The sequence below is a fragment of the Litchfieldella anticariensis FP35 = DSM 16096 genome, assembly GCF_000409775.1.
Lineage (GTDB): Bacteria > Pseudomonadota > Gammaproteobacteria > Pseudomonadales > Halomonadaceae > Litchfieldella > Litchfieldella anticariensis.
On the sequence record NZ_KE332392.1, the window covers coordinates 365,434 to 387,693 of the forward strand.

Annotated in this window: 16 protein-coding genes; 10 read left to right on the top strand and 6 right to left on the bottom strand. The window is 58.5% G+C overall.

Annotated features, from left to right (window positions below; genetic code table 11):
- Positions 1 to 155 precede the first annotated feature (155 nt).
- From hslO to msrB, 3 genes are all read left to right on the top strand, one after another.
- Positions 156 to 1,031, top strand: a complete 876-nt coding sequence (hslO, locus tag L861_RS17280) for an Hsp33 family molecular chaperone HslO (protein WP_016417931.1) — start codon at positions 156 to 158, stop codon at positions 1,029 to 1,031.
- Positions 1,032 to 1,379: 348 nt separating this feature from the next.
- Positions 1,380 to 2,969 (top strand): phosphoenolpyruvate carboxykinase, encoded by a 1,590-nt coding sequence (locus tag L861_RS17285; protein ID WP_016417932.1) that lies wholly within the window; start codon positions 1,380 to 1,382, stop codon positions 2,967 to 2,969.
- A 125-nt stretch (positions 2,970 to 3,094) separates the two neighbouring features.
- Positions 3,095 to 3,592 carry a peptide-methionine (R)-S-oxide reductase MsrB gene (msrB, locus tag L861_RS17290; RefSeq protein ID WP_016417933.1) on the top strand — a complete coding sequence of 166 codons (498 nt, stop codon included), beginning with the start codon at positions 3,095 to 3,097 and terminating at the stop codon, positions 3,590 to 3,592.
- Positions 3,593 to 3,636: 44 nt separating this feature from the next.
- Here msrB and L861_RS17295 read toward each other — a convergent pair whose 3' ends face one another.
- Positions 3,637 to 5,334 carry a methyl-accepting chemotaxis protein gene (locus tag L861_RS17295; protein WP_016417934.1) on the bottom strand — a complete coding sequence of 566 codons (1,698 nt, stop codon included), beginning with the start codon at positions 5,332 to 5,334 and terminating at the stop codon, positions 3,637 to 3,639.
- Between the two features lie 227 nt (positions 5,335 to 5,561).
- Positions 5,562 to 6,416 (bottom strand): LysR substrate-binding domain-containing protein, encoded by an 855-nt coding sequence (locus tag L861_RS17300; RefSeq protein WP_035568760.1) that lies wholly within the window; start codon positions 6,414 to 6,416, stop codon positions 5,562 to 5,564.
- Between the two features lie 112 nt (positions 6,417 to 6,528).
- On the opposite strand from L861_RS17300, the gene L861_RS17305 reads away from it, so the two are divergent.
- The 5 genes from L861_RS17305 to rsd all read left to right on the top strand — a co-directional run bounded on the left by L861_RS17305 (position 6,529) and on the right by rsd (position 12,265).
- Complete coding sequence (locus L861_RS17305) at positions 6,529 to 6,771, top strand: DUF1127 domain-containing protein (protein ID WP_016417936.1); 243 nt, start codon at positions 6,529 to 6,531, stop codon at positions 6,769 to 6,771.
- An 88-nt stretch (positions 6,772 to 6,859) separates the two neighbouring features.
- Complete coding sequence (locus L861_RS17310) at positions 6,860 to 9,208, top strand: Tex family protein (protein ID WP_016417937.1); 2,349 nt, start codon at positions 6,860 to 6,862, stop codon at positions 9,206 to 9,208.
- 255 nt (positions 9,209 to 9,463) lie between these two features.
- Positions 9,464 to 11,089: a glutamate--cysteine ligase gene (gshA, locus tag L861_RS17315; RefSeq protein WP_016417938.1), complete on the top strand. Its 1,626-nt coding sequence runs from the start codon at positions 9,464 to 9,466 to the stop codon at positions 11,087 to 11,089.
- Positions 11,086 to 11,628, top strand: coding sequence for a disulfide bond formation protein B (locus L861_RS17320; protein WP_016417939.1), 543 nt, complete (start codon positions 11,086 to 11,088; stop codon positions 11,626 to 11,628). Before gshA ends, L861_RS17320 begins: the two co-directional genes overlap by 4 nt.
- A 124-nt stretch (positions 11,629 to 11,752) precedes the next feature.
- Positions 11,753 to 12,265: a sigma D regulator gene (gene rsd, locus L861_RS17325; protein WP_016417940.1), complete on the top strand. Its 513-nt coding sequence runs from the start codon at positions 11,753 to 11,755 to the stop codon at positions 12,263 to 12,265.
- Between the two features lie 116 nt (positions 12,266 to 12,381).
- On the opposite strand, the gene L861_RS17330 is transcribed toward rsd, so the two are convergent.
- The 4 genes from L861_RS17330 to L861_RS17345 form a co-directional block, all read right to left on the bottom strand.
- Positions 12,382 to 15,447 carry an efflux RND transporter permease subunit gene (locus tag L861_RS17330; RefSeq protein WP_016417941.1) on the bottom strand — a complete coding sequence of 1,022 codons (3,066 nt, stop codon included), beginning with the start codon at positions 15,445 to 15,447 and terminating at the stop codon, positions 12,382 to 12,384.
- 3 nt (positions 15,448 to 15,450) lie between these two features.
- Positions 15,451 to 16,617: an efflux RND transporter periplasmic adaptor subunit gene (locus L861_RS17335; RefSeq protein WP_016417942.1), complete on the bottom strand. Its 1,167-nt coding sequence runs from the start codon at positions 16,615 to 16,617 to the stop codon at positions 15,451 to 15,453.
- 156 nt (positions 16,618 to 16,773) lie between these two features.
- Positions 16,774 to 18,168: an FAD-dependent oxidoreductase gene (locus tag L861_RS17340; protein ID WP_016417943.1), complete on the bottom strand. Its 1,395-nt coding sequence runs from the start codon at positions 18,166 to 18,168 to the stop codon at positions 16,774 to 16,776.
- Between the two features lie 438 nt (positions 18,169 to 18,606).
- Positions 18,607 to 19,260, bottom strand: a complete 654-nt coding sequence (locus tag L861_RS17345; protein WP_016417946.1) for a histidinol-phosphatase — start codon at positions 19,258 to 19,260, stop codon at positions 18,607 to 18,609.
- Between the two features lie 166 nt (positions 19,261 to 19,426).
- On the opposite strand from L861_RS17345, the gene L861_RS17350 reads away from it, so the two are divergent.
- A complete protein-coding gene (locus L861_RS17350; protein ID WP_027947886.1) occupies positions 19,427 to 19,918 on the top strand; it encodes an RNA pyrophosphohydrolase in 492 nt (163 codons plus the stop codon).
- 48 nt (positions 19,919 to 19,966) lie between these two features.
- Entirely contained in the window at positions 19,967 to 22,228 is a 2,262-nt protein-coding gene (gene ptsP / locus L861_RS17355) for a phosphoenolpyruvate--protein phosphotransferase (protein ID WP_016417948.1), read from the top strand.
- The last annotated feature ends 32 nt before the right edge of the window (positions 22,229 to 22,260 follow it).

Here is a 22,260-nt window from a genome sequence, read left to right on the forward strand (position 1 = left end):
GGGCTCACATCGTCGTGGGAGCGCAGCTTGCTGCGCGATGAGACATGCCACTACAGATCAAGCTTGCAAATCGCGCAATGAATTGCGCTCCCACCTGAGTATCGCTTCAACCTTTCAACATAGTGGATGATCATCCGCTTGATATCGAGACGATAATGACCGACCAAATCCAACGTTTTCTTTTCGACGACACCAACGTGCGGGGTGAGATCGTCACCCTGGAAGCCGCTTATCAGGAAGTGCTCGATAAACATGCCTACCCAGCCCCGGTCAATCGGCTGCTGGGTGAGTTGCTTTCTGCCGTGGCGCTACTGACCGAAACGGTCAAGCTCGACGGTACCCTCAGTATGGAGGTCCGTGGTGATGGGGCTGTGTCGCTGTTGATGGCCGAATCCAATCCCGGCGGCGAACTACGTGCCATCGCCCGGCTATCCGAGACGCACGATCTCCCCGGCGACGACGCCGGTTTTCGGGAGTGGCTCGGCGATGGTCGGATAGTGATTACGCTCGATCCTCAAGAAGGCAATCGTTATCAGGGCATCGTGGCATTGGATGCCGATGATCTGGCCTCATGTCTGGAAGATTACTTTTCCCGTTCCGAACAGTTGCCCACTCGTCTTTGGTTGGCGGCCGATGGCCAGCGGACTGCCGGGTTGCTATTGCAACAATTGCCCAATGATGGCGCCAACAAGGATCCGGATGCCTGGGAGCGAACCGTGCACTTGGCCTCGACCTTGCGCGATGACGAACTGCTTGGTCTCAAGCAACGTGAATTGCTGTTCCGTCTCTACCACGAAGAAGTCATCCGCGTATTCGATCCCAAGGCGTTACGCTTTGGTTGCACCTGTTCCCGCGAGCGCATCGCACAAGCGCTTTATAATCTGGGAGCAGCGGAATTGCGTGATATCCTCTCGGAACAAAAGGCCATCGATACCCAGTGCCACTTCTGCAATACCCGTTATCATTTTGGCGCAGCTGAAATCGAGTCTTTGATCGAATCACCGGATTCGCCGGCTCCTACCGTGCACTGAGAGCAACGGGCTGCGAGCAACGGGCTGCGAGCTACGGGCCGCGAGTTGTTTGCAGTGAGCTTGAACACAACGAAACTTCAGCCTGAAGGTTAGTTAGTCAAATTACAGGGAACGCCAAAAAATCACGCTATGTAGTAGTAAAACTACAAGAAAATCCGCTAACTTCGGCGTTTTCCAACAGCGTGCTTTTTGCCATAATGGCCTTCTTTCATGGAGCTTGGTCGCCGCCCATTATTACTAGAGACGAGCACACTCGTCCGTGTGACCGAGTACAGTGCCGCCGCCCCGATGTCGAATGACACCACGGGCTAACGAGAGAGAATCGGCCACGAGGCCCAGGACACCAACATGACCACGACTCATGCTGCCGCCCAGATCGATACCACTGTGGAGAATGCGAGCCCCCAGGTTTTCACCAACCTAGGCAATGCCGAGCTGATCGAGCGAGCCGTGTTGCGAGGGGAGGGACACTTGGCCGCCAACGGCGCCCTGGTGGTGAATACGGGCAAGCGAACCGGTCGCTCCCCCGCGGATCGTTTCATCGTCGATGAGCCTTCCACCAGTGACCATATCGACTGGGGTAGCGTCAATCGTCCTTTCCCGGCCGACAAGTTCGATGCCTTGTGGAAACGTGTCGAGAACTACCTCGGGGAGCGTGATTGTTTCGTCTCGGAACTTCATGTCGGTGCCGATCCTTCCCATTACCTGCCGATTCGTGTCAATACCGAAACCGCCTGGCATAACCTGTTTGGACGCACCATGTTCGTCCGCCCGGAAGCCTACAATCCTGCCACCAAGGACGAGTGGGTCATCCTCAATGCACCGCACTTCGTCTGTGAGCCGGAGCGTGACGGTACTAACTCCGAAGCCGCAGTGATTCTCAATTTCTCTGCGCGCAAGGTGTTGATCGCCGGCATGCAGTATGCCGGGGAAATGAAGAAAGCGATGTTCTCGGTGCAGAACTTCCTGCTTCCTGCTGTCGATGTGCTGCCCATGCACTGCAGTGCCAACGTTGGTGAGGATGGCGAGACTACGCTGTTCTTTGGACTATCCGGTACCGGTAAGACGACGCTGTCCGCTGACCCGGCACGTTACCTGATCGGCGATGACGAGCATGGTTGGGGCAAGGGCACCGTGTTCAACGTCGAGGGCGGCTGCTACGCCAAGTGTATCGATCTCTCCGAGAAGAACGAACCGGTGATCTGGAAAGCGATCAAGTTCGGTGCAGTGCTCGAGAATGTGGTCCTCGATGACCGTCGTGAGCCGGATTACTCCGACGGTAGCCTCACCCAGAACTCGCGTGCCGCCTATCCGCTGGAACATATCGACAAGCGAGTGGCAGAGAATCGTGCCGGTGAACCCAACGCTATCATCTTCCTGACCTGTGATATGAGCGGCGTGCTGCCACCAGTGTCCGTGCTGTCCAAGGAAGCGGCGGCTTACCACTTCCTGTCCGGTTACACCGCCAAGGTCGGCTCGACCGAAATGGGTTCCTCGGATGGGCTGGAAGCAACCTTCTCGACGTGTTTCGGTGCGCCGTTCTTCCCGCGCCCGGCGCGTGAATATGCCGATCTGCTGATCAAGCGGGTAGAGGCCTATGGCTCAAGAGTGTATCTGGTCAATACCGGCTGGACCGGTGGTAGCTACGGTCAGGGCGGCTCGCGCTTCTCCATTCCCACCACCCGTGCCATCATCAGTGCCATTCAGTCTGGAGCTCTGCGCGATGTCGAGACTCGGACCATCGAAGGATTGAATCTCGACGTGCCGGTGGCTGTGCCTGGTGTCGAGACCCGTTTGCTCGATCCGCGTGATACCTGGGCCGATCGCGCGGCTTACGATCGTCAGATGACGGAACTGGTGGCCAAGTTCGTCGACAACTTCAAGAAGTTCTCCGGGGTCGATGAGGCCATCGTCTCTGCGGGGCCGAAGCTGCACTAAGGACTTGAGAACCCTACCGCCTGCAGGCGGTCGAAACGGGGTGAATCACAAGATTCACCCCGTTTTCTGTATTTGATGGTGGTGATAGTTGGGCAGGACGCCGGATCACCCAATGGAGAGCCGTTATGAAACGTCGTCACTTTCTCGGCCTGTTGAGTGCCGGAGGCTTGGCCGGTTTGTTGCCAGGCATCGTTTCGGCAAGGCCCAAGCTGGATCTCCAGCGTGCCGAAGGCCTTGAGTTGCTGGAACTTTCCGACGCCGAATGGCGAGAGCGCCTAACGAGCGAACAATACGACATCCTGCGTGATCATGGCACCGAGCCGGCTTTCTCCAGCCCGCTGGACAAGGAAACGCGCGAAGGGGAGTACCACTGTGCGGGCTGCGATCTGCTGCTGTTCACCAGCGCCATGAAATACGATTCGGGCACCGGTTGGCCAAGCTTCTTCAAACATGTCGAGGGCCACTTGCTGACCCAAGTCGACTACATGTTGATCTGGCCGCGCACCGAATACCACTGCGCCCGCTGTGGTGGTCACCAAGGACATGTGTTCGAGGATGGACCCGAACCCACCGGGCTGCGCTGGTGCAACAACGGGCGGGCGCTGACCTTCGTGCCTGCCTGAGAAGGCATTGATGACATTCGGTCAGCGCTTCGCAGGGAATGTGCCTAGAATTCCTCCCACTCCACGACGGCTTCTCTTGTCTGGGAGGATGGCGCTACTTGTGCAGGTTTGACGTGAGCCGGGGGCCGTTTGGTGCTCGTGCTCTCGAGAGGGATGAAAGTGGACCCATCCCTGGTGGGCATATCGTCGTTCAAGCGGAAGGAAGCAAGTAGCGCGTTCATGCGCTCGACCTGCTCGCGCATTTCGTCCGCTGCTGTGCTCGATTCCTCGACCATCGCGGCATTGTGCTGGGTCATGTTGTCCAATTCGGTGATAGCCGTATTGACCTGGCCGATGCCTTGACTCTGCTCTTTCGCTCCAGTGCTGATTTCGCCGATCACGTCGGTGATTCTCTCGATACTTTCGACGATTTCCTGCATCGTTCTGCCCGTACTCTTGACGAGATCGGCACCGGATTGGGTGCGGGCCACAGAAGTGTCGATCAATTCACGAATATCCCTCGAGGCATCGCTGGAACGACTGGCCAGTGTACGCACTTCCTGGGCGACGACGGCAAATCCTCTTCCATGCTCCCCAGCCCGCGCCGCTTCGACCGAGGCGTTGAGTGCCAGGATATTGGTCTGGAAGGCGATGCCATCGATCAGCGTGATAATTTCATTGATCTGGGAAGCCGAAGCACTGATCTCGTCCATGGTGCTCTCGACTTGGCGCATTGCCTGATGTCCTTGCCGGGCGACATCCATCGTCGATTGCACCAGATGATTGGCTTGTTGGGTAGCGTCGGAGGTATTGTTGACCGCCGCTGTAATCTCTTCCATCGATGCTGACGTCTGTTGAAGATTCGAGGCCGCCTGTTCGGTGCGGGAGGCCAAATCCTGGCTGCTTTTTGCGATTTCATTCGAGGCGTTATGTACGCTCAGCGTGTTGGCACGCACTGCTTGCAAGGTTCTGTCGATCCGTACGATGAAGGCATTGAACTGATGGGCCAGGTCGCCGATCTCGTCCTTGCGTTTGCTCTCGATGCGCGCGGTCAGGTCACCATCGCCTTCGGTGATCTCCTTGATGCGGTCGCTTACCTGTCGAATCGAACGCGACATCATGGCTGGCCCCATGAGGGCGATGACAAGTGAGGCGAGAAAGACCAGCACAGCAAAAGCACCCACAACATATTGCTGGCTTTTGATTTTCCCCAAGGTAGTGGCTTCCAGTTCGACGACTTTCCCACCTGCGGCTTCGCCGGCGATATCGTAGATTTCCCGCAACTCGTTGAAAGCCTCTCGTGAGGCTCCCTCAGCCTGGGAGATTGCTGCAGATGTATCGCCAATGGCATGCAGCGAAAATACCTTTTTGGACTGATCGGCCCAATTAGCGAATCGTGTTTCGAACTCACTCAATGTTTCGATAATGTCGGGATAGGCCGCCAGCATTCGTGCAAACTCATGCATGCGGTCATAGGCTTGCTGGGCATTTTCCTCGTACTCTTCCATCTGCATGTGAGCCTTTTCCAAGTCTGGCTCTGAACTTAGGTACTCCAGTTCGGCGACATGGGCTTGATAAAGATCGCGGTCGGCATTCAGAACGGCAGATATTGCGGTATTGAAGGTGCCGCTGAACTCGGTCATGCGATTCTTGACGGAGTTGATGAGAAGAAAGTCCACTGCGACGACGGCAAGCAATGACAGGGCTACACCGATGAAGGCAACAGCATATTTGACACTTATCTTGTTAAGAAGCTTTGTCATTAGTATCTCCTTAATGAGTCGGTTGGCTTCTCGTATATCGGCATGTCCTTATGCTGTGTAGTAGGTTCGTGGAGTTGGTACGTGCCCTAACTGTTCTATCGGCAGAGCGGTAGTGAACTTGAATAAAAAGAAATTTATCAAAAGAAATAGTTTGATTTGTCTGCCTTTATATTCGTAATTAAGTATTTTATGAAAAACTGATATTTCTGCCATGTGGATTGAGTGGATTAGTTCTTGAATCCCTCGATGATGTGGCTAGCCAATCCGTCGATGGCTGGCGAGTGAGCCCCAGGGGTACGCAGCAGCACGATCGAGGCATCGGGTAATGTCGGGAAGCCATCCTCTTCACCAAGAATGCGCATGCCCGGCGTGACCAAGCTCCGCATCCATGCCGAAACGGCCAGCCCGGCGCTGACCACCGCCTGAAGGGTAGCGAGACTGGGACTGCTGTAGGCGACCCGGTACTGGCGCCCGGCACGGGCCAGTGCGTTGCAGGCGTGTCGGCGGCAGAAACATGGGTCTTCGAAAAGTGCCAGCGGCAGAGGCGTTTGTCGATACGGAGAGTGGCTATCGGCGACGACCCAGACGGTCTCGTCCTGACGCAGGATTTCCCCTATCTCGTGGCCCACCTCACGGGTCACGATACTTAGATCGAGGTTACCTTTCTGGCGGCTTAGTAGCTCGGAGGAGGGGGCGCAGTGCACCTCCACGTCCACCAGGGGCCAAGTCTGGGAAAAGGACTTGAGAATACCGGGCAGGAAACGCATCACATAATCATCGGGCACGCCGATTCTGACACGACCCACCATATCGGGGGTGCGCAATACGTTGAGTGCCTCGCCATGAAGGTCGAGAATGCGACGCGCGTAGCTGAGCAAGGTGTTTCCCTCGCTGGTCAGGCGCATCGTACGTCCTTCGCGCTCGAACAGCGGGCGCTGGATCACATCCTCTTCGAGCCGCTTGATCTGCATGCTAACGGCGGACTGGGTTCGGTTTACCGCTTCTGCGGCGCGAGTGAAGCCGCCATGGTCGACGATGGCGACGAAAGTGCGCAGTAACTCATGGTCGATGGTCTGGAGCATGGTGATATCCATCATTAGGTTTGATGTTTGGCATCAAAAACATTCGTTGGATTGATTTTAGGCTTCGTTCGACACTTCTTCCATCCACTGGAAAGCTAGGAAGGGGGTTGTCATGACCTTATCGACCTGCCGAGACGACGGACCTGATGCAGCCCGCCTTCATGCGCTGTACGTTCGGCCCGGCCTGCTTGGCGAATGGTGGGCGCGTCTGTCCCGCTGGCGTCGCTTGCGACATGAGAGACGGCAACTGCGTGAACTTAGCGACGAGATGCTGCGCGATATCGGGCTGACTCGCGAGGATGTGGAGCGTGAATCGCGCCGGCCGTTCTGGGATGGGGGCAATTGGCGTCGCTAGATTGCGGAAACTCGCTGACGAGGCGGCGCCATTGCGACGTTTGTGATACCTTGTCGCCAACTTTTGCCGGTTGAACGTCAAGGATTTCATGGACGCACAAGCCAAGATCACCGCCCGTCTCGCCGAAGAACTTGCGGTCCGCCCCCAACAAGTGGCCGCCACGGTGGAACTGCTTGACGGCGGGGCCACCGTGCCCTTCATTTCCCGCTACCGTAAGGAAGTCACTGGTGGCCTGGACGATGGCCAGTTACGTCATCTTGATGAACGGTTGCGCTATCTACGTGAACTCGAAGAACGTCGTGCAGCGGTTCTCGCCGCCATCGATGAACAGGGCAAGCTCAGCGACGAACTGGCTGGTCTGATTCGCGATGCGGACACCAAGCAGCGCTTGGAAGACCTTTACCTGCCGTATCGCAAGAAACGTCGCACCAAGGCGCAGATCGCTCGCGAGGCCGGCCTCGAGCCGCTGGCTGATGCCTTGCTGGGCGATCCGACCCTCGAGCCCGAGGTCACCGCACAGGATTACTTGCGTCCGGCGGAGGGGGATGTTCCTGCCATTGAGGATGCGAAGGCCGCATTGGATGGCGCTAAACAGATCCTCATGGAGCGCTTCGCAGAAGACGCCGAACTGGTAGGACGTCTGCGCGAACGGCTATGGGACGAAGGGCAACTCAGCGCTCGGGTCATCGACGGCAAGCAGCGCGAGGGCGCCAAGTTCTCCGACTACTTCGAGCACGATGAGCGCCTGGCCAAGACGCCGTCTCACCGTGCACTGGCGATGTTCCGTGGCCGCAATGAAGGGGTGCTGTCGCTGTCCATCAAATTGCCCGGCGAGGACGAGGCGCCGCGTCATCCTGGAGAGGTGGCTATCGCCCAACACTTCGATATCCGTGATGAAGGGCGTGCCGCCGACCGTTGGCTGAAGGAAGTGGTGCGTTGGACCTGGCGGGTCAAGCTCTATACTCATCTCGAGACAGAACTGCTGGGCCGTCTGCGCGAGAGTGCCGAGTTGGAAGCCATCGAGGTCTTCGCTGCCAACCTCAAAGACCTATTGTTGGCTGCTCCGGCTGGCCCCAAGGCGACATTGGCCATTGACCCTGGTCTGCGTACCGGCTGCAAGGTGGCGGTGGTCGATGTCACTGGCCAGTTTCTGGAACATGCCACTATCTACCCGCATGCGCCACAGAACCGCTGGGATGAGTCGTTGGCCGTGCTTGCCAAGCTGGTCGATAAGCATGGTGTCGAACTGATTGCCATTGGCAACGGTACTGCTAGCCGCGAGACCGACAAACTGGCCGCTGAACTGGTCAAACTGATCGCGGGCAAGCATCGCCTGGCCAAAGTGATGGTCAGTGAAGCCGGTGCCTCGGTGTACTCGGCGTCGGAATATGCTGCACGTGAATTTCCCGACCTCGATGTTACCATCCGTGGTGCAGTATCGATCGCCCGGCGTTTGCAGGATCCGCTGGCCGAACTGGTCAAGATCGAACCCAAGTCGATCGGGGTGGGGCAATATCAGCACGACGTCTCCCAAGTACAGCTGTCCCGCAGCCTGGAAGCGGTGATCGAAGACTGTGTCAACGCCGTTGGCGTGGATCTCAATACCGCCTCGATGGCATTGCTCTCCAGGGTCTCGGGGCTCAATCCGGGACTGGCCGAGAACATCGTCGCGCGACGCAACAGCGAGGGGGCTTTCAAGAGCCGAAAGGAGCTGCTGGATGTCGGCCGTCTGGGGCCTAAGACCTTCGAGCAGTGCGCCGGCTTTCTGCGCATCATGAATGGTGACAATCCCCTGGACAGCAGTGCCGTACACCCCGAGGCTTATCCGGTGGTGGAGCGTATCGCCGCTCGCGATGGGCGTGCGGTGGCCAGCTTGATCGGTGACAGCGGCTTCCTCAAGCAGGTCAAGCCAGCCGATTTCGTCGACGACACCTTTGGTGTGCCGACCATCAGCGATATTCTCAAGGAACTCGACAAGCCTGGCCGCGATCCGCGTCCCGAGTTCCGTGCCGCCGAATTCCGCGAAGGGGTGGAAACCATCAAGGACCTCGAGCCGGGCATGATACTGGAAGGCAGCGTTACCAACGTGACTCACTTTGGTGCCTTCGTCGACATTGGCGTACATCAGGACGGCCTGGTGCATATTTCAGCGCTATCCGACAAGTTCGTCGAGGACCCGCGCTCGGTGGTCAAGGCTGGTGACATCGTCAAGGTCAAGGTAATGAGTGTCGATCTGGAGCGCGCGCGGATCGGTCTGTCGATGCGCCTGGCCGACGAGCCGGGAGAGCAGCGTGGCGGCGAGCGTGGCGGTGCCAATGGCAACGGGCCACGCAAGAGTCAGCGCAAGCCCCAGGGCAAAGAGAAGCCTGGTGCCCAGGATGGCAGTCAGTTGGGTGCATTGGGAGCGGCGTTGCTCCAGGCGCGCAAGGGGAAGTGATGGCTACGGGCTACGGGCAGTTTGCAGATGATTCGGAACCAACGACAATTATCTGCTCGAAGCTCGAAGCTCGAAGCTCGAAGCTCGAAGCTCGAAGCTCGAAGCTCGAAGCTCGAACCTCGAAGCTCGAACCTTGAAAGGCGACGGCTAGCCACCATAATCTGACATTTGTGCAAGCGCCGGCCGAGGGTCGCCGCTCGCGTGGTTATCACGACCGAAGCGGCTGTGTTTCGATGGCCGCTTCCATGACATGGGGTGTTCACCTTGTCCGAGCAACTCGCCACCGTCATCAAGCGGCTCAAAGGGCCGGCCCGCCAAGGGTTGATAGGCCGTCTGCGGCGCGGCATCGAGAAGGAAGGTCTGCGTGTCGACTCCACAGGCCGGATCGCACAGACACCGCATCCCCATGCGTTGGGCTCGAAACTGACCCACCCGCATATCACCACCGACTACTCCGAGGCGCTGCTCGAGTACATCACGCCAGTGTATTGTCGGCCCCAGGATGCGATGGCGTTCCTTGCCGATTTGCATCGTTTCAGTTATCGCCATCTAGGCGACGAACTGATTTGGCCAGCCAGCATGCCGGCACTGCTCGATGGTAACGACAGTGTGCCTATCGCTGATTATGGCACCTCCAACGTCGGCACCATGAAGCACGTTTACCGCAAGGGGTTGGATGTGCGCTATGGCCGTATCATGCAGGCCATTGCCGGAGTGCACTACAACGTTTCGCTGCCCGACAACATGTGGGCATTGCTGCGCGAACTGGACGGGCAGGGTGAGACTGCCATGAATGACTACCGGTCGACGCGCTACTTCGGCCTGATTCGTCATTTCCGTCGCCATAGCTGGTTGTTGATGTATCTGTTCGGCGCTTCCCCCGCGCTGGACAGGAGTTTTCTTGGCGACTCGCCGACCTCAGACAAACTTCGTGAGCACGCTCGTCGCACGCTGGTATCGCCATACGCCACCAGCTTGCGCATGTCCGATCTTGGCTACCAGAACAAGGTTCAGGCCCAGCTCAAGATCTGTTTCAACTCGCTGTCGAATTATGTCGGTACCCTGCGTCATGCGATTTCCACTCCTTGGCCGGCTTACGAACGACTGGGAGTCAACGTCGACGGCGACTGGCGTCAACTCAACGCCAATATTCTGCAGATAGAAAACGAGTATTACAGCGATATTCGCCCCAAGCGCGTCGCCCGGCACGACGAGACGCCCAGCCAGGCGCTCGAGTCGCGCGGCGTCGAGTACATCGAAGTGCGCTGCCTGGATCTCAACCCCTTCATGACGCTGGGTATCGACGAAACCCAGATGCGCTTCCTGGACACCTTCCTGATGTGGTGCCTGCTCGCCGACAGCCCCTGGATTCCCGACGAAGAATGCGACCGCCTCGACGATAACCGCGCTTTGGTGGTCGAGCGCGGACGCGATCCCTCGCTGAGCCTGGCGATCGACGGTACCGAGCGGCGGCTGGCCGCGTTGGGGCACAGCGTGTTCGTCGAACTTGCCTTGGTCGCTGAACTATTGGATACCATCGAAGGCGGTTCGCCACATGCGGATGCGATTGCTGCACTCGCACCGCGCCTCGACGATCCACGCCTGACTCCTTCGGGGCAAATGCTGCTGGCGCTCGAAGAGCGTGGCGACGATTTCGTCGACTACATGCTGGAATTGGCCCACGACCAAGCCGCCAAGCTGCGCAGCGAACCCATGGATCGCGCCCGTGATGCATTATTTACCCAACTGACCGAGACCTCGCACCAGCAGCAGGGTGATATCGAAACGGCAGATCTCGAAAGCTTCGGTGATTTTCTCGATCACTATTTCGCCCGTGCACGGGAACCCCGTGTAACACGCAAGGAGGCCGTTGGCCGATGATATCCGTGAAGACCTTGAGCGTTCGGCAATGGAGCATCGCCGGTCTGCTGTTCTGTGTACTGATGATGGGCGTGGCTCTCTATCTCGAGCATGTCATGGGGCTCGAACCCTGCCCGTTGTGCATCTTCCAGCGAGTCGGGGTGCTGGCCACCGCTGCCGTGCTGTTGGTTGCGGCTCTTCACAACCCAAGGGGGCGCTGGGGCATTCTCTATGGTGGATTGGGTTTGCTCAGTGTGGCAGGTGGAGCCGGGGTGGCCGGGCGTCATCTATGGCTGCAGTCTTTGCCCCCCGATCAGGTGCCGAGCTGTGGGCCGAGCCTGGACTACATGATGGATGTCCTGCCCTTGCGCGAAGTGTTGGTGCAAGTGTTCTCCGCTTCCGGTGAGTGCGCCAATATCAGCTTCCTGTTCCTTGGGCTGTCGTTGCCAGCCTGGACATTGATCGGCTTTTTGATACTTGCCATAGCACCGCTGGGCATACTGTTGCATGGTTGGCGGAGTGGTACTTCGAAGGCAGTGCATGGCAATGTCATGAGCTGAACCGATCCTGCAAAAAGTTACGACATGATCGGGATTGACAGCGAGAGCAAGTCGGGTGAGTCTGTCAGTCCACGCTGCGTTTGGAAACGATCGTCAGCGTTGTCGATGAGCTAGGGAGGCGCCCATGCTGGAAGACTGCAAGTCCGCACTGGAACGCTGGGGTGGTGTGCACCAGCTGATAGACCGTTGGCTGGATCAGCGGCGCGAGATGCTAGTGAGTTTCGTCGAGCTGCAAGAGGCATGCGACGTCGAGCTCGAGGCAGTCGAAAAGGCACGGATCGACGCTTTTAGTGAATTGCTGATGGATTACATCAGTGCCGGTCACTTCGAGATTTATCCCCAGTTACGCGAAGAGTCCAAGGCTTTCAGCGACGACGAAGCGCTAGTGATTGCCGACAAATTGCTCGAGCGCTTGGAGATGTCCACCGAACTGGTGCTGGCTTTCGATGCTGACTATGCCTCGCCGACTCGATGCCAGCACTATCTGCCGCGTCTGCCGGCTTGGCTCGATCGCCTGGGCAAAGGGCTCACCGAACGCTTCGCCTTGGAAGACCAACTGATCGGTCGCCTCCACGCCGCCCATTCGCCTCCCCCTGGAGCGCAGGCCGCTACCCGGAGTTCTTCCCCCGCCACATAGGGCCATGGCCGTTGAGCCAGCCTGCGGCCGGATCGCGCAGAGAATCTGCACTCCCACGATGGTTGGCGGACCGCAGTGGGAGTGAAGCTTTGCTTCGCGATGAAGGTGGTACTGCCTTAGCGGCTCTTGAACAGCCGCGCCCCCAGGACCAGCATGCACGGCGTCAGCAGCAGCGTCAGGCCGGTAGCGAAGGTCAGACCGCCAGCGATGGCACTGGAAAGCTGGGTCCACCACTGCGTCGAAGGCGCCCCAATCCCCAGTGACGGCGTGAACAGGTTGACATTGATGCTCAATACCATTGGCATCAGCCCTAGCACCGTGGTGATCGCGGTAAGCAATACTGGGCGCAAACGCACACTGCCGGCCTCCAATGCTGCTTCCGGAGCCGATAGACCTTCACGGCGCAGATGGTTGTAGGTATCGATCAACACAATGTTGTTATTCACCACGATACCCGCCAAGGCAATGATCCCCATGCCGACCATGACGATACCGAATGGCTGGCCATTGACCAGTAGCCCGAGCAGCACACCGGCAGTGGAAAAGACGATCGCCGAAAGCACGAGCGTAGCCTGATAGAGGCTATTGAATTGCGTGACCAGAATCACTGTCATCAGGAATATGGCAACCAGGAAGGCGGTAATCAGGAACTGGGCGGCTTCCTGCTGTTCCTCCTGTTCGCCGGCGATATTGACCATCACGCCATCGGGCAATGAATCGATGGTTTCCCTCAGTGCCTGGAGGCGCTCGTCGGGTTGAAAGCCAGCGGTCACGTCGGCTTCCAGGGTAATGGCACGGCGTCCGTCGATACGCTGCAGGCTTCCGACCTTGGGGGAGGGTTTCAGCTCGACGAAGTGGCTGATGGGCATTTGGCCGCGTGATGTGTTGAGTGTCAGGCGGCCGAGCTGGTCCAGGGAGCGCCAGCTCTCTGGCAGGCGGACGCGAATGTCCACTTCATCGGTGACATTGGCGGGGCGGTAGTTGGCGACTTCCAGGCCGGTGGTCACCAATTGCACCGCACTGCCGACGCTGGTGACGTCAGCATCGAAACGCGCCGCCGCCTCACGGTCGACATTGACCCTCCACTCCACACCCGGCAGGCTGCGATCGTCTTCAATATCGCGAAAGCCGCCCAGCAACTCCATGGCAGCTCGCAACTGGTCGACGGCGTCGAGGGTCAATTCCATATCCGCGGAACTGACCTCGAGCTGAATCGGCTTGCCTGCCCCAGGTCCTTCCTCCTGCTGGCGAAATTCCAGCACGATGCCGGGCAGGTCCTCGGTGCGCCTGGCCATGTCATTAAGGATGTCGCGCGCTCGGCGCCGCTCCTGCCAATCGATCAATTGGAATTGCAGCACACCAATGACATCGGCCCCGAGCTGGGACTCTTCGTCGGATCTGGCGAAGGAGCGTGCGTACAGAGCCTTGACCTCGCTCATGCCGGTCAGGCGGGCCTCGACGTCGCGCACGATGGCATCCTTTTCCGTTACCGAGAAATCACCGCGCGCGCGCACCAGTACTTGGGCGCTGTCTGGCTCGACCTCAGGAAAGAACTCTACCCCATGGTTGAAACGGGCATATCCGACATAGATCAATGCCATCAATGCCAGGGCAACGAGCAGGGTAGTTCCGGGGCGGGTGAGCAGCCAGCCGAGCAACCGGTGGTACGCGCGGCCGCCTGCGGTAACGGCAATCCGGGTTCGGCCTTGGTCGCTTCCGCGGCTGACGATCGCGCCCAGGGTAGGCAGGAAGATCAATGCCATGGCCAGTGATGCCAGAAGACACAAGATTACCGTGGCCGGCAGATATTTCATGAATTCGCCGACTACGCCGGGCCAGAACAGCAGTGGGATGAAAACCGCCAGTGTGGTGGCGGTGGAAGCGATGACCGGCCACGACATGCGGGAAGCGGCGTTGGACCAGGCGTCTCGTGGTGGCTGCCCCTCCCGGAGGTTGCGGTCGGCCAGTTCGCTCACCACGATAGCACCGTCTACCAGCATGCCGGCGACCAGAATCAGCGAGAATAGCACTACGATGTTGAGGGTATAGCCGATCGACCAGATCAGCAGGATCCCGGTGAAGAAAGCCCCGGGAATGGTCAGCCCCACCATCAAGGCAGCACGCAGCCCCATGGCGGCCAGGATCACGATCAACACCAGTACCACCGCTGTCAGGACATTGTTGAGCAACTCCGAGAGCATGTCTTCGACAGTCTGTGACTGGTCCAGAATGGTGGTGACGCTCAGGCCTTCCGGAAGTAGTGGGGCGGCCTCCTCGAACACGGCGCGGACCGATTCGATGGTGGCGATGATGTTGGCACCAGTACGTTTGGTGATCTCCAGCACGAGGGCAGGTTGGCCGTTGATCCGGGCGAAGCCGTCGGGGTCCTTGAAGGTGGGACGGATATGTGCCACATCACCGAATGTCACCACCCGGTCGCCATCGACCTTGACCGGCATGGAACGAACATCCTCGAGGCTCTCGATCACACCGGGTACCTTCAGCGCCATACGGCCGGCACCGGTATCCAGGCTGCCAGCTGCCACTAGCCGATTGTTGCGTGACACTTGATTGAACAGGGTGTCGAAATCGACCTCATAGCTGTCGAGTACCAAGGGATCGACGACGATCTCCAGCAGGTTTTCACGCTCGCCGCCAATGTCCACTTCCAATACTTCGGGTATACCTTCGATCTCTTCCTGGAGCCGGCGTGCCACCGCCAGCAACTGGTTTTCTTCCAACGGTCCCGATAGACCGATCGACATCACCGGAAGCAGCGCTACGTTGACCTCGATGACACGAGGCTCATCGGCCTCTTCGGGGAGTGAGCTCTTGGCAATATCGACCTGCTCGCGTACATCGGCCAGCGCCTGACGAGGATCGAAGCCGGCATCGAACTCCAGCGTCACGGAGGCGTAGCCTTCGCTAGCCTGAGAGGTCATCTTGCTGACCCCTTCGATGGCTCGTAATTCTTGTTCCATGGGGCGGACCAACAGACGCTCGCCATCCTCCGGGCTCACCCCCTCCAACGTCATTGAGACGTAGATCATGGGAATGGCCACGTCGGGATTGGCTTCCTTGGGGATGGCTTGGTAGGCCGCTATGCCGGCGATCAGGAAAAAGGCCAACAGCAGTAAGGTGGTGCGCGAGCGGTCGAGGGCGGCAAGAATCAAGGTGCGCATCGATCACCGCCCCTTGGAAGCGCTATCGTCACTGACATCGGTGTTGGGCAAGCTGCCATTGGCCAGCGTGGTTGCGCCTTTAGTGGGAGAGGAATCCGGCGCCACGGGGACGGCCTCGACGAGTTCTCCGGACTCGACGAAGCCACCTCCGAGGGTGATCAGTCGCACGCGTTCGGGCAGGCCTGTCACCCAGGCCTGCTGATCATTGGCGGACAGCAGTTTCACGTGTTGAAACTCGACTCGATCCTGATCGTCGAGTGTCTTGACGCCCAGGCGGCCGGCATTATCCAGTACCAGCAGTGCCGGCGACAGACTGTGCGCCTGGCGCTCGGGGAGCAGGATATCCAGTGTCGCGCTGGCGCCCCCCAGGCGGCGACGGTCGGGGTTATCGACGCGGGCTTCTATACTGAAGGTGCGTGTATCCGGGTCGCCACGGCTGGCGACATGGGTCAGTTCACCGCTGAGCTGGCTGCCGTCGAGCAGGGTCAGACGCACCTCGAGGCCTGGGGTCAAGCCGAGCACATCGCGTTGGGAGACGAAGGCGCGAGCTTTCAGCTGACGGTCCTCGATCAGCAGTGCATAGCTCTCGCCACTTTGTAATACATCGCCCACCTCGACATCGAGACGGTCGAGCCTGCCCGAAAATGGGGCTCGCGGACGTGTGTGAGATAGGGTTTGGCGTAGGCTTTCCACCTCGGCGACAGCTTGCGCGACTCCGCTGGCCAGGCGCAACAGCTCGGTGCGCGAGACCAGGTTGCGCTCACGCAGGCTTTCGGCGCCGGAGAGTTCGGCTCGCGCAAGTTCCAGTTCTGCCTTGGCACGCTCCAGTTGTGCCGGCAGCTCTTCCTGATCCAGGCGAAACAGGAGGTCGCCGGCTTCGACATCTTGTCCCACTTCGACTGCCAGTGATTCGATTTGGCCGCTGGCACGGGCGCGTAATTCGACCTCATGCCAAGGAGTGAGTTGTCCTTGCGCTATCAGTGATGGTCGATAAGCCTTCTGCAGGCTTTCGCGGACTTCCACGCGTGGCAAGGGGTCGACGGTGAGCGGGTCAGCTGGTGGAGCTTCGGCTCGAAAGCGCTGCAGATCGCCGAAGGCTAGCCACAACACCAAAGCTAGCCCGCAACCGGAAGCCAGAAGAAAGGATAGCGAAGGACGACGAAGTGCCATGGGCCTTCCTTGGGGCGAGTTGGCGTGGTCAAGCGACGGCCTAGCATAACGCAGGCAGAGGGGCATCGCCTATGGTGCCTACGGTTGAAATGCCGTCGCCCCGGATAGTACCGGGGCGACGAGCGACTTTTGATGGGCAGGAAGCCTTTTACATCTTTACATCAACGAGCTGGCGGCGGGACGCTCCAGGTCGGTCAACGGAACTTCGCCCTTGAGTAGGTCTCGCTCGAAGGCATCCTTGTCGATGTTGAAACCGAGATGTTCTTGGGCCAGGTACATATCCTTTTCGGCATTGCCCAAGCAACTGGTGCCGCCGGGAGATGGCGTCATGTTGAACACGATGCCGGTGCCCGGATTGATCTTGGCCTCGCCCATGACGAGTTTCTTCTGCTGTTTGTCGATGAGCTGTGGACGCACGCCGCCGAAGCCCTTGGCGAAGCTGACTTCCTTGACGGTCAGGCTGGGTACGATCTTCTGGATATCCTTGAGGAACAGGCGTTCGCGTAGCCAGGGAACCTCGAACAGGAAGTTGCGGAAGATGTAGCGACGAATGTCGCGTACCTTCAGCAAGTCCCAGAGTGCCTTGATGACACTACGGTCAAGGCGCAGCACCTTGAGAAACTCGATGAACGTCTTGTTGTTATAACGTTCCAGCAACGGCAGCATCAGGGCTGTGGGGCCAAAGCGAGTCTTGCCTTCCACCAATACATCCGGATCGCCATGCACAGCGGCGAACGGCAGGTTCTCGTTTTGCACCGTGTAGACCTTGCCGTTGAGTACGCGAGGAGTGAAGTAGAAGGAGCCGGCCATCGGTAGACAGGACTTGTCGAGACCGTAGCCCATCTGGTGGGCGAAAAGCAGCGAATGCCCACCAGCGCTGACCACGACGTAGCGAGCGGTCAGCGTTCCCTTGTTGGGAGTCTTGATCTTGAACAGGTCGCCATCCTTTTCGATTCTTTCGACCGCCGTGGAGAGGTGCACATCATAGGTCATGCCTTTCTCTTCGGCATTCTTCTTGCCTTCTTCGACAAAGGCCTCGGAAAGGGTGGTGTAGTTGACAGCGGTGTATTCATCGGTGGAACCCATGGCGACGATCGGGACTTCCGGTCGACGTCCTTCCACCAACTTGGGCTCGAGTTCGGCGATATCGTCGCGCTCGAGGAGCTTCATGCGAGGGAAAAGCTCCTTGAAACGGATATAGCGCTCGCGCAGGAACTCGCACTCCGTCTCACCGACACCCAATACCATCTTCGGATACTTGTAGACGATCTTGTCACGCACCTCGGGCGCCAGCTTGGTCGCGAAGTTGACCACCATGCCTGCGGTGCGCTTGGTCACCTTGGCCTTTTCCAACGTGTAGTTGGTTTCGATATCGCCACAGTGGATGGTCTGGCTATTGTTACGGCCATGGGAGTTGACGATCGCCACATGATCGTACTTCTCGACCAGACCGATGGCCTTGAGGTCAGTGTAGCGAGCCAGCTCATAGAGAAGAGCGGTACCGGAAATGCCGCCTCCCACTATCAGGACATCATAGGTCGGTGTGGACATGGGTGCTCTCGCTTGCCTGGTGCGGGACGAACCCCCCGAGGGTTACCCGGAGGCCCTGAGCCTGACGATAAAAGTACTCAACCATCAGGTTCGACATGAGTCGGATGGCTGCATTATAGACACTTTGTCGACAAAGAAAATCCATGCCAAAGCTCGACTTTATGCTTAATCACTTGACCATAAGGAAAACCTTGGGTCTTGTGAAAAAGAAAAACATCTTGAAAATCATTCGCTTATCATGATTTCCAAGATGTTGTCATCGTGATGCGGCGCAATATGAAAATTTTTGAACCTGCTGGCGAAAGGAGGATGCTGCGTGCAGGTCACGAGCGGCGAGCAGCGGGCTGCGAGCTGTTTGCAGTTGGCTTGAAAGTAACGAGATTGCTGCCCGAAGCCCGAAGCCCGAAGCCCGAAGCCCGAAGCCCGAAGCCCGAAGCTTCAGCGCAAACTAATGATTTTCCATCCACGAGCCTCGGCTACCTGACGTAGCGATTCATCAGGGTCCACAGCGACTGGATAGTCGACCCGCTCGAGAAGTGGCAAGTCATTATGGGAATCACTGTAGAACCAGGCGTCGTCCAAGGTCAGTTCCTTGTCAGCCAGCCACTCTTCCATCCGCACCACCTTGCCCTCGCGATAACTGGGGGTACCGGAGACACGGCCGGTGTAGCGACCACCGACGATTTCCGGCTCCACGGCAATCAGGTGATCGACGCCCAAACGTTTGGCGATGGGGCCAGTAATGAAACGATTCGTGGCGGTAACGATCAACAGGGTATCGCCACGCGTACGATGACGGGCGAGTAGTTCTTCGCCTTTGGGCAGGATGTTGGGCTCGATCTTGCTGGCCATGAACTGCTGATGCCAGGCTGTCAGCTGTTCTGGCGTATTGTCCGCCAGTGGTTTGAGTGCCACTTCCAGGAAGGCATGAATGTCCAAGGTGCCGTCCTGGTAATCGCGCAGGAAGCGCTCATTGGCTTCACGATAGCTGACAGGATCCACGGCACCCTGTTCGAGCAGAAACTCTCCCCATGCATGGTCGCTGTCTATGGAGAGGAGGGTGTTATCTAGATCGAAGATAGCCAGGCTCAAGGCTGTCCCCTTGCTTGTGTCGGTTAGGTGGTATGGCAGGCAGCAGAGTATGGCAGAAGAGTCCTATGGCTGTAAGCTTCTGTCTTGCCAAAGACAGCTTATATTGATGCGCTTTCCGGCTTTGTGGAAGAATGTCAGCAATTGTGGATTCATTAAGGTGACGTCCGTGATCGACGCTGACGGCTTCCGCCCTAACGTTGGCATCATTATTGCCAACCGCGAGGGCCAGCTGCTTTGGGCGCGTCGGGTAGGACAGAATGCTTGGCAGTTTCCTCAGGGAGGCATCAAGGCAAACGAGACACCACAACAGGCCCTGTATCGAGAGCTTGAAGAGGAAATCGGCCTTACGGCAGCCGATGTCGACGTGCTGGCTTGCACCCGGGGGTGGCTACGCTACCGTCTGCCACGACGCATGGTGAGAACGCATTCGCGGCCGGTCTGTATCGGCCAGAAACAAAAATGGTTTTTGCTGGAGATCCGCTGCCAGGAAACGCGGATTTGCGTGGATACCACCGCCAAGCCTGAATTCGATGGCTGGCGGTGGGTGAGCTACTGGTATCCGCTGGGTCAGGTGGTACCTTTCAAACGAGAGGTTTATCGCCGTGCCTTGCGCGAGTTGGCGCCACGTGCACAGAAGCTGGCATTGGGAGACGAGTGAATTCCCTTTGACGGCATGACTTTATCTGGCCACACAAGTAGACAAGCTATGCTCGATGTTCTTCGTCGCATCGTCCAGGAGGTCAACGGGGCACGTAATCTCAACGCTGCCTTGTCGACCATGGTGCGTCGTATTCGCAAGGCCATGCGGACCGATGTCTGTTCCTTCTATCTATTCGATGTCGAACAGCAACGCTTGGTGTTGATGGAAACCATTGGCCTGCACGCCCAGGCCGTTGGCCAGGTGTCCTTGCGCCTGGGAGAGGGCTTGGTGGGACTGGTTGCCCAGCGGGAGGAACCTCTCAATCTCGAGGATGCTCACGGTCATCCACAGTTTCGCTACTTCGCCGAGACCGGCGAAGAACGCTTCTCCAGCTTTTTGGGTGTTCCCATCATCCATCAACGGCGCATGCTGGGGGTGCTGGTCGTTCAGCAGCAGGACAAGCGGCGTTTCGACGAGGGTGACGAAGCCTTCCTGGTGACCATGGCGGCGCAACTCGCCGGTGTGCTGGCTCATGCACTGGCCACTGGTACGCTCAACAGGCCCAGCCGTGATGTCGGGCAGGCGGTATTCACCGGAGTGGCGACCTCGCCAGGCATGGTCATCGGCGAAGCGCTGGTGATTGCACCACCGGCCGATCTCGATAACGTGCCCGACTTGGTGCCCACCGATATCGACTACGAAATCAAGCGTCTCAAGGATGCCATTTATCGGGTCCGCGATGAAATCCGTGCCGCTGGTGAACGCCTTGCCAGCCGCATCAGCGCTCAGGAGTTGGCGCTGTTCGAGGTCTATCAGCAGATGCTTGGTGAGGCTGCATTGGCGCAGGAAGTCGAGAAACGCATCCGCGAAGGACAGTGGGCACCGGGGGCATTGGCCGATGTGGTACGACGCCATGTGCAATACATGGAACGAGTCGACGATGATTATTTGCGTGAACGGGCGGCGGACGTGCGTGACCTGGGACGCCGAGTGTTGGCACACCTGCAGGAGGAAAGTCCGCAGACGCCGGATACTTTCCCTGAACGTACCATCCTGGTCGGTGACGAGATCAGCGTGGCGACGCTTGGTGAAGTGCCGCGTGGCAAGCTGGCCGGTTTGGTCTCGATTCGTGGGTCCAGCACCTCACATGTGGCGATTCTAGCCCGAGCCATGGGAATTCCTACTGTGCTGGGTATGGTCGACTTGCCGTTGCCGCGCCTCAATGGCGCCCCGGTCATCCTCGATGGCCACCGCGGCCGACTGTTCGTGCGTCCCGATGAGGAACTGAAAAATCATTATCGCAGCCTGATTGCCGAGGAAACGGCCTTGGCCGAAGTGCTCGAGCACGAGCAGGACCTGCCAAGCCGCACGCCGGACGGTCATGACATGCCTCTCATGGTCAATACGGGGCTGGCGGTAGATGCGGTAGCGTCGCTGAAGACACGGATCAGTGGGGTGGGGCTGTATCGCACTGAAGTCCCCTTCATGATCACTGAACGCTTCCCTGGCGAGCAGGAGCAGATGCGTCTCTACCGCGATCAGCTAGAGAGTTTCGCGCCTTTGCCAGTGGTGATGCGTACGCTGGATATTGGCGGTGACAAGGATCTTCCCTACTTTCCCATCGAAGAGGCCAATCCATTCCTGGGCTGGCGCGGCATCCGCGTGACCCTGGACCATCCTGAAGTGTTGATGGTGCAGCTTCGCGCCATGCTGCGCGCTTCCCAAGGAATGGGCAATCTGCAGATCCTGCTGCCGATGGTGACCAATGTCGATGAAGTCGATGATACCCTGAAGCTGATCGACCGCGCCCAGGCCGAACTTGCCGAAGAGGGCGTGGAGGTCGAGCGCCCCAAGATCGGGGTGATGCTCGAGGTGCCAGCCACGCTCTATCAGCTTGAATCACTCGCCGAACGAGTCGACTTCTTCTCGGTGGGTAGCAACGATCTGACCCAGTATCTATTGGCAGTGGATCGCAATAACCCGCGTGTGGCCGAACTCTACGATGCTTGCCACCCAGCGGTGTTGGCGGCGTTGGCGCGTCTGGCCCAGGAAGCGGTCGCACTGGACATGCCGACGTCCGTTTGCGGTGAACTGGCCGGCGACCCGGCTGGTGCCTTGTTGTTGATGGGCATGGGGTTCGATGCGTTATCGATGAACACGCCAAGCCTGCCCAGAGTGCGGGCCGCCATTCGTCGGGTACCGCTCGCCGCTGCCGAGGCTCTGGTACACGAAACCCTCAAGCTGGCGACACCTGGCGAGGTGCGCGCACACCTCGTGAAACGCATGGGCGAATGGCAGCTCGATCATCTGCTGCCGCCGAAGGACTAGCCCTTTCGGGAGCTGTAAGCCTGAAGCTATAA

Excerpts from the sequence above, each read along its gene's own strand:
- L861_RS17330 (WP_016417941.1), bottom strand. The coding sequence starts at position 15,447 with ATGCGCACCTTGATTCTTGCCGCCCTCGACCGCTCGCGCACCACCTTA.
- L861_RS17300 (WP_035568760.1), bottom strand. The coding sequence starts at position 6,416 with ATGCTCCAGACCATCGACCATGAGTTACTGCGCACTTTCGTCGCCATC.
- L861_RS17295 (WP_016417934.1), bottom strand. The coding sequence starts at position 5,334 with ATGACAAAGCTTCTTAACAAGATAAGTGTCAAATATGCTGTTGCCTTC.
- L861_RS17305 (WP_016417936.1), top strand. The coding sequence starts at position 6,529 with ATGACCTTATCGACCTGCCGAGACGACGGACCTGATGCAGCCCGCCTT.
- L861_RS17340 (WP_016417943.1), bottom strand. The coding sequence starts at position 18,168 with ATGTCCACACCGACCTATGATGTCCTGATAGTGGGAGGCGGCATTTCC.
- rsd (WP_016417940.1), top strand. The coding sequence starts at position 11,753 with ATGCTGGAAGACTGCAAGTCCGCACTGGAACGCTGGGGTGGTGTGCAC.
- L861_RS17335 (WP_016417942.1), bottom strand. The coding sequence starts at position 16,617 with ATGGCACTTCGTCGTCCTTCGCTATCCTTTCTTCTGGCTTCCGGTTGC.
- ptsP (WP_016417948.1), top strand. The coding sequence starts at position 19,967 with ATGCTCGATGTTCTTCGTCGCATCGTCCAGGAGGTCAACGGGGCACGT.
- hslO (WP_016417931.1), top strand. The coding sequence starts at position 156 with ATGACCGACCAAATCCAACGTTTTCTTTTCGACGACACCAACGTGCGG.
- L861_RS17285 (WP_016417932.1), top strand. The coding sequence starts at position 1,380 with ATGACCACGACTCATGCTGCCGCCCAGATCGATACCACTGTGGAGAAT.
- L861_RS17310 (WP_016417937.1), top strand. The coding sequence starts at position 6,860 with ATGGACGCACAAGCCAAGATCACCGCCCGTCTCGCCGAAGAACTTGCG.
- msrB (WP_016417933.1), top strand. The coding sequence starts at position 3,095 with ATGAAACGTCGTCACTTTCTCGGCCTGTTGAGTGCCGGAGGCTTGGCC.
- L861_RS17320 (WP_016417939.1), top strand. The coding sequence starts at position 11,086 with ATGATATCCGTGAAGACCTTGAGCGTTCGGCAATGGAGCATCGCCGGT.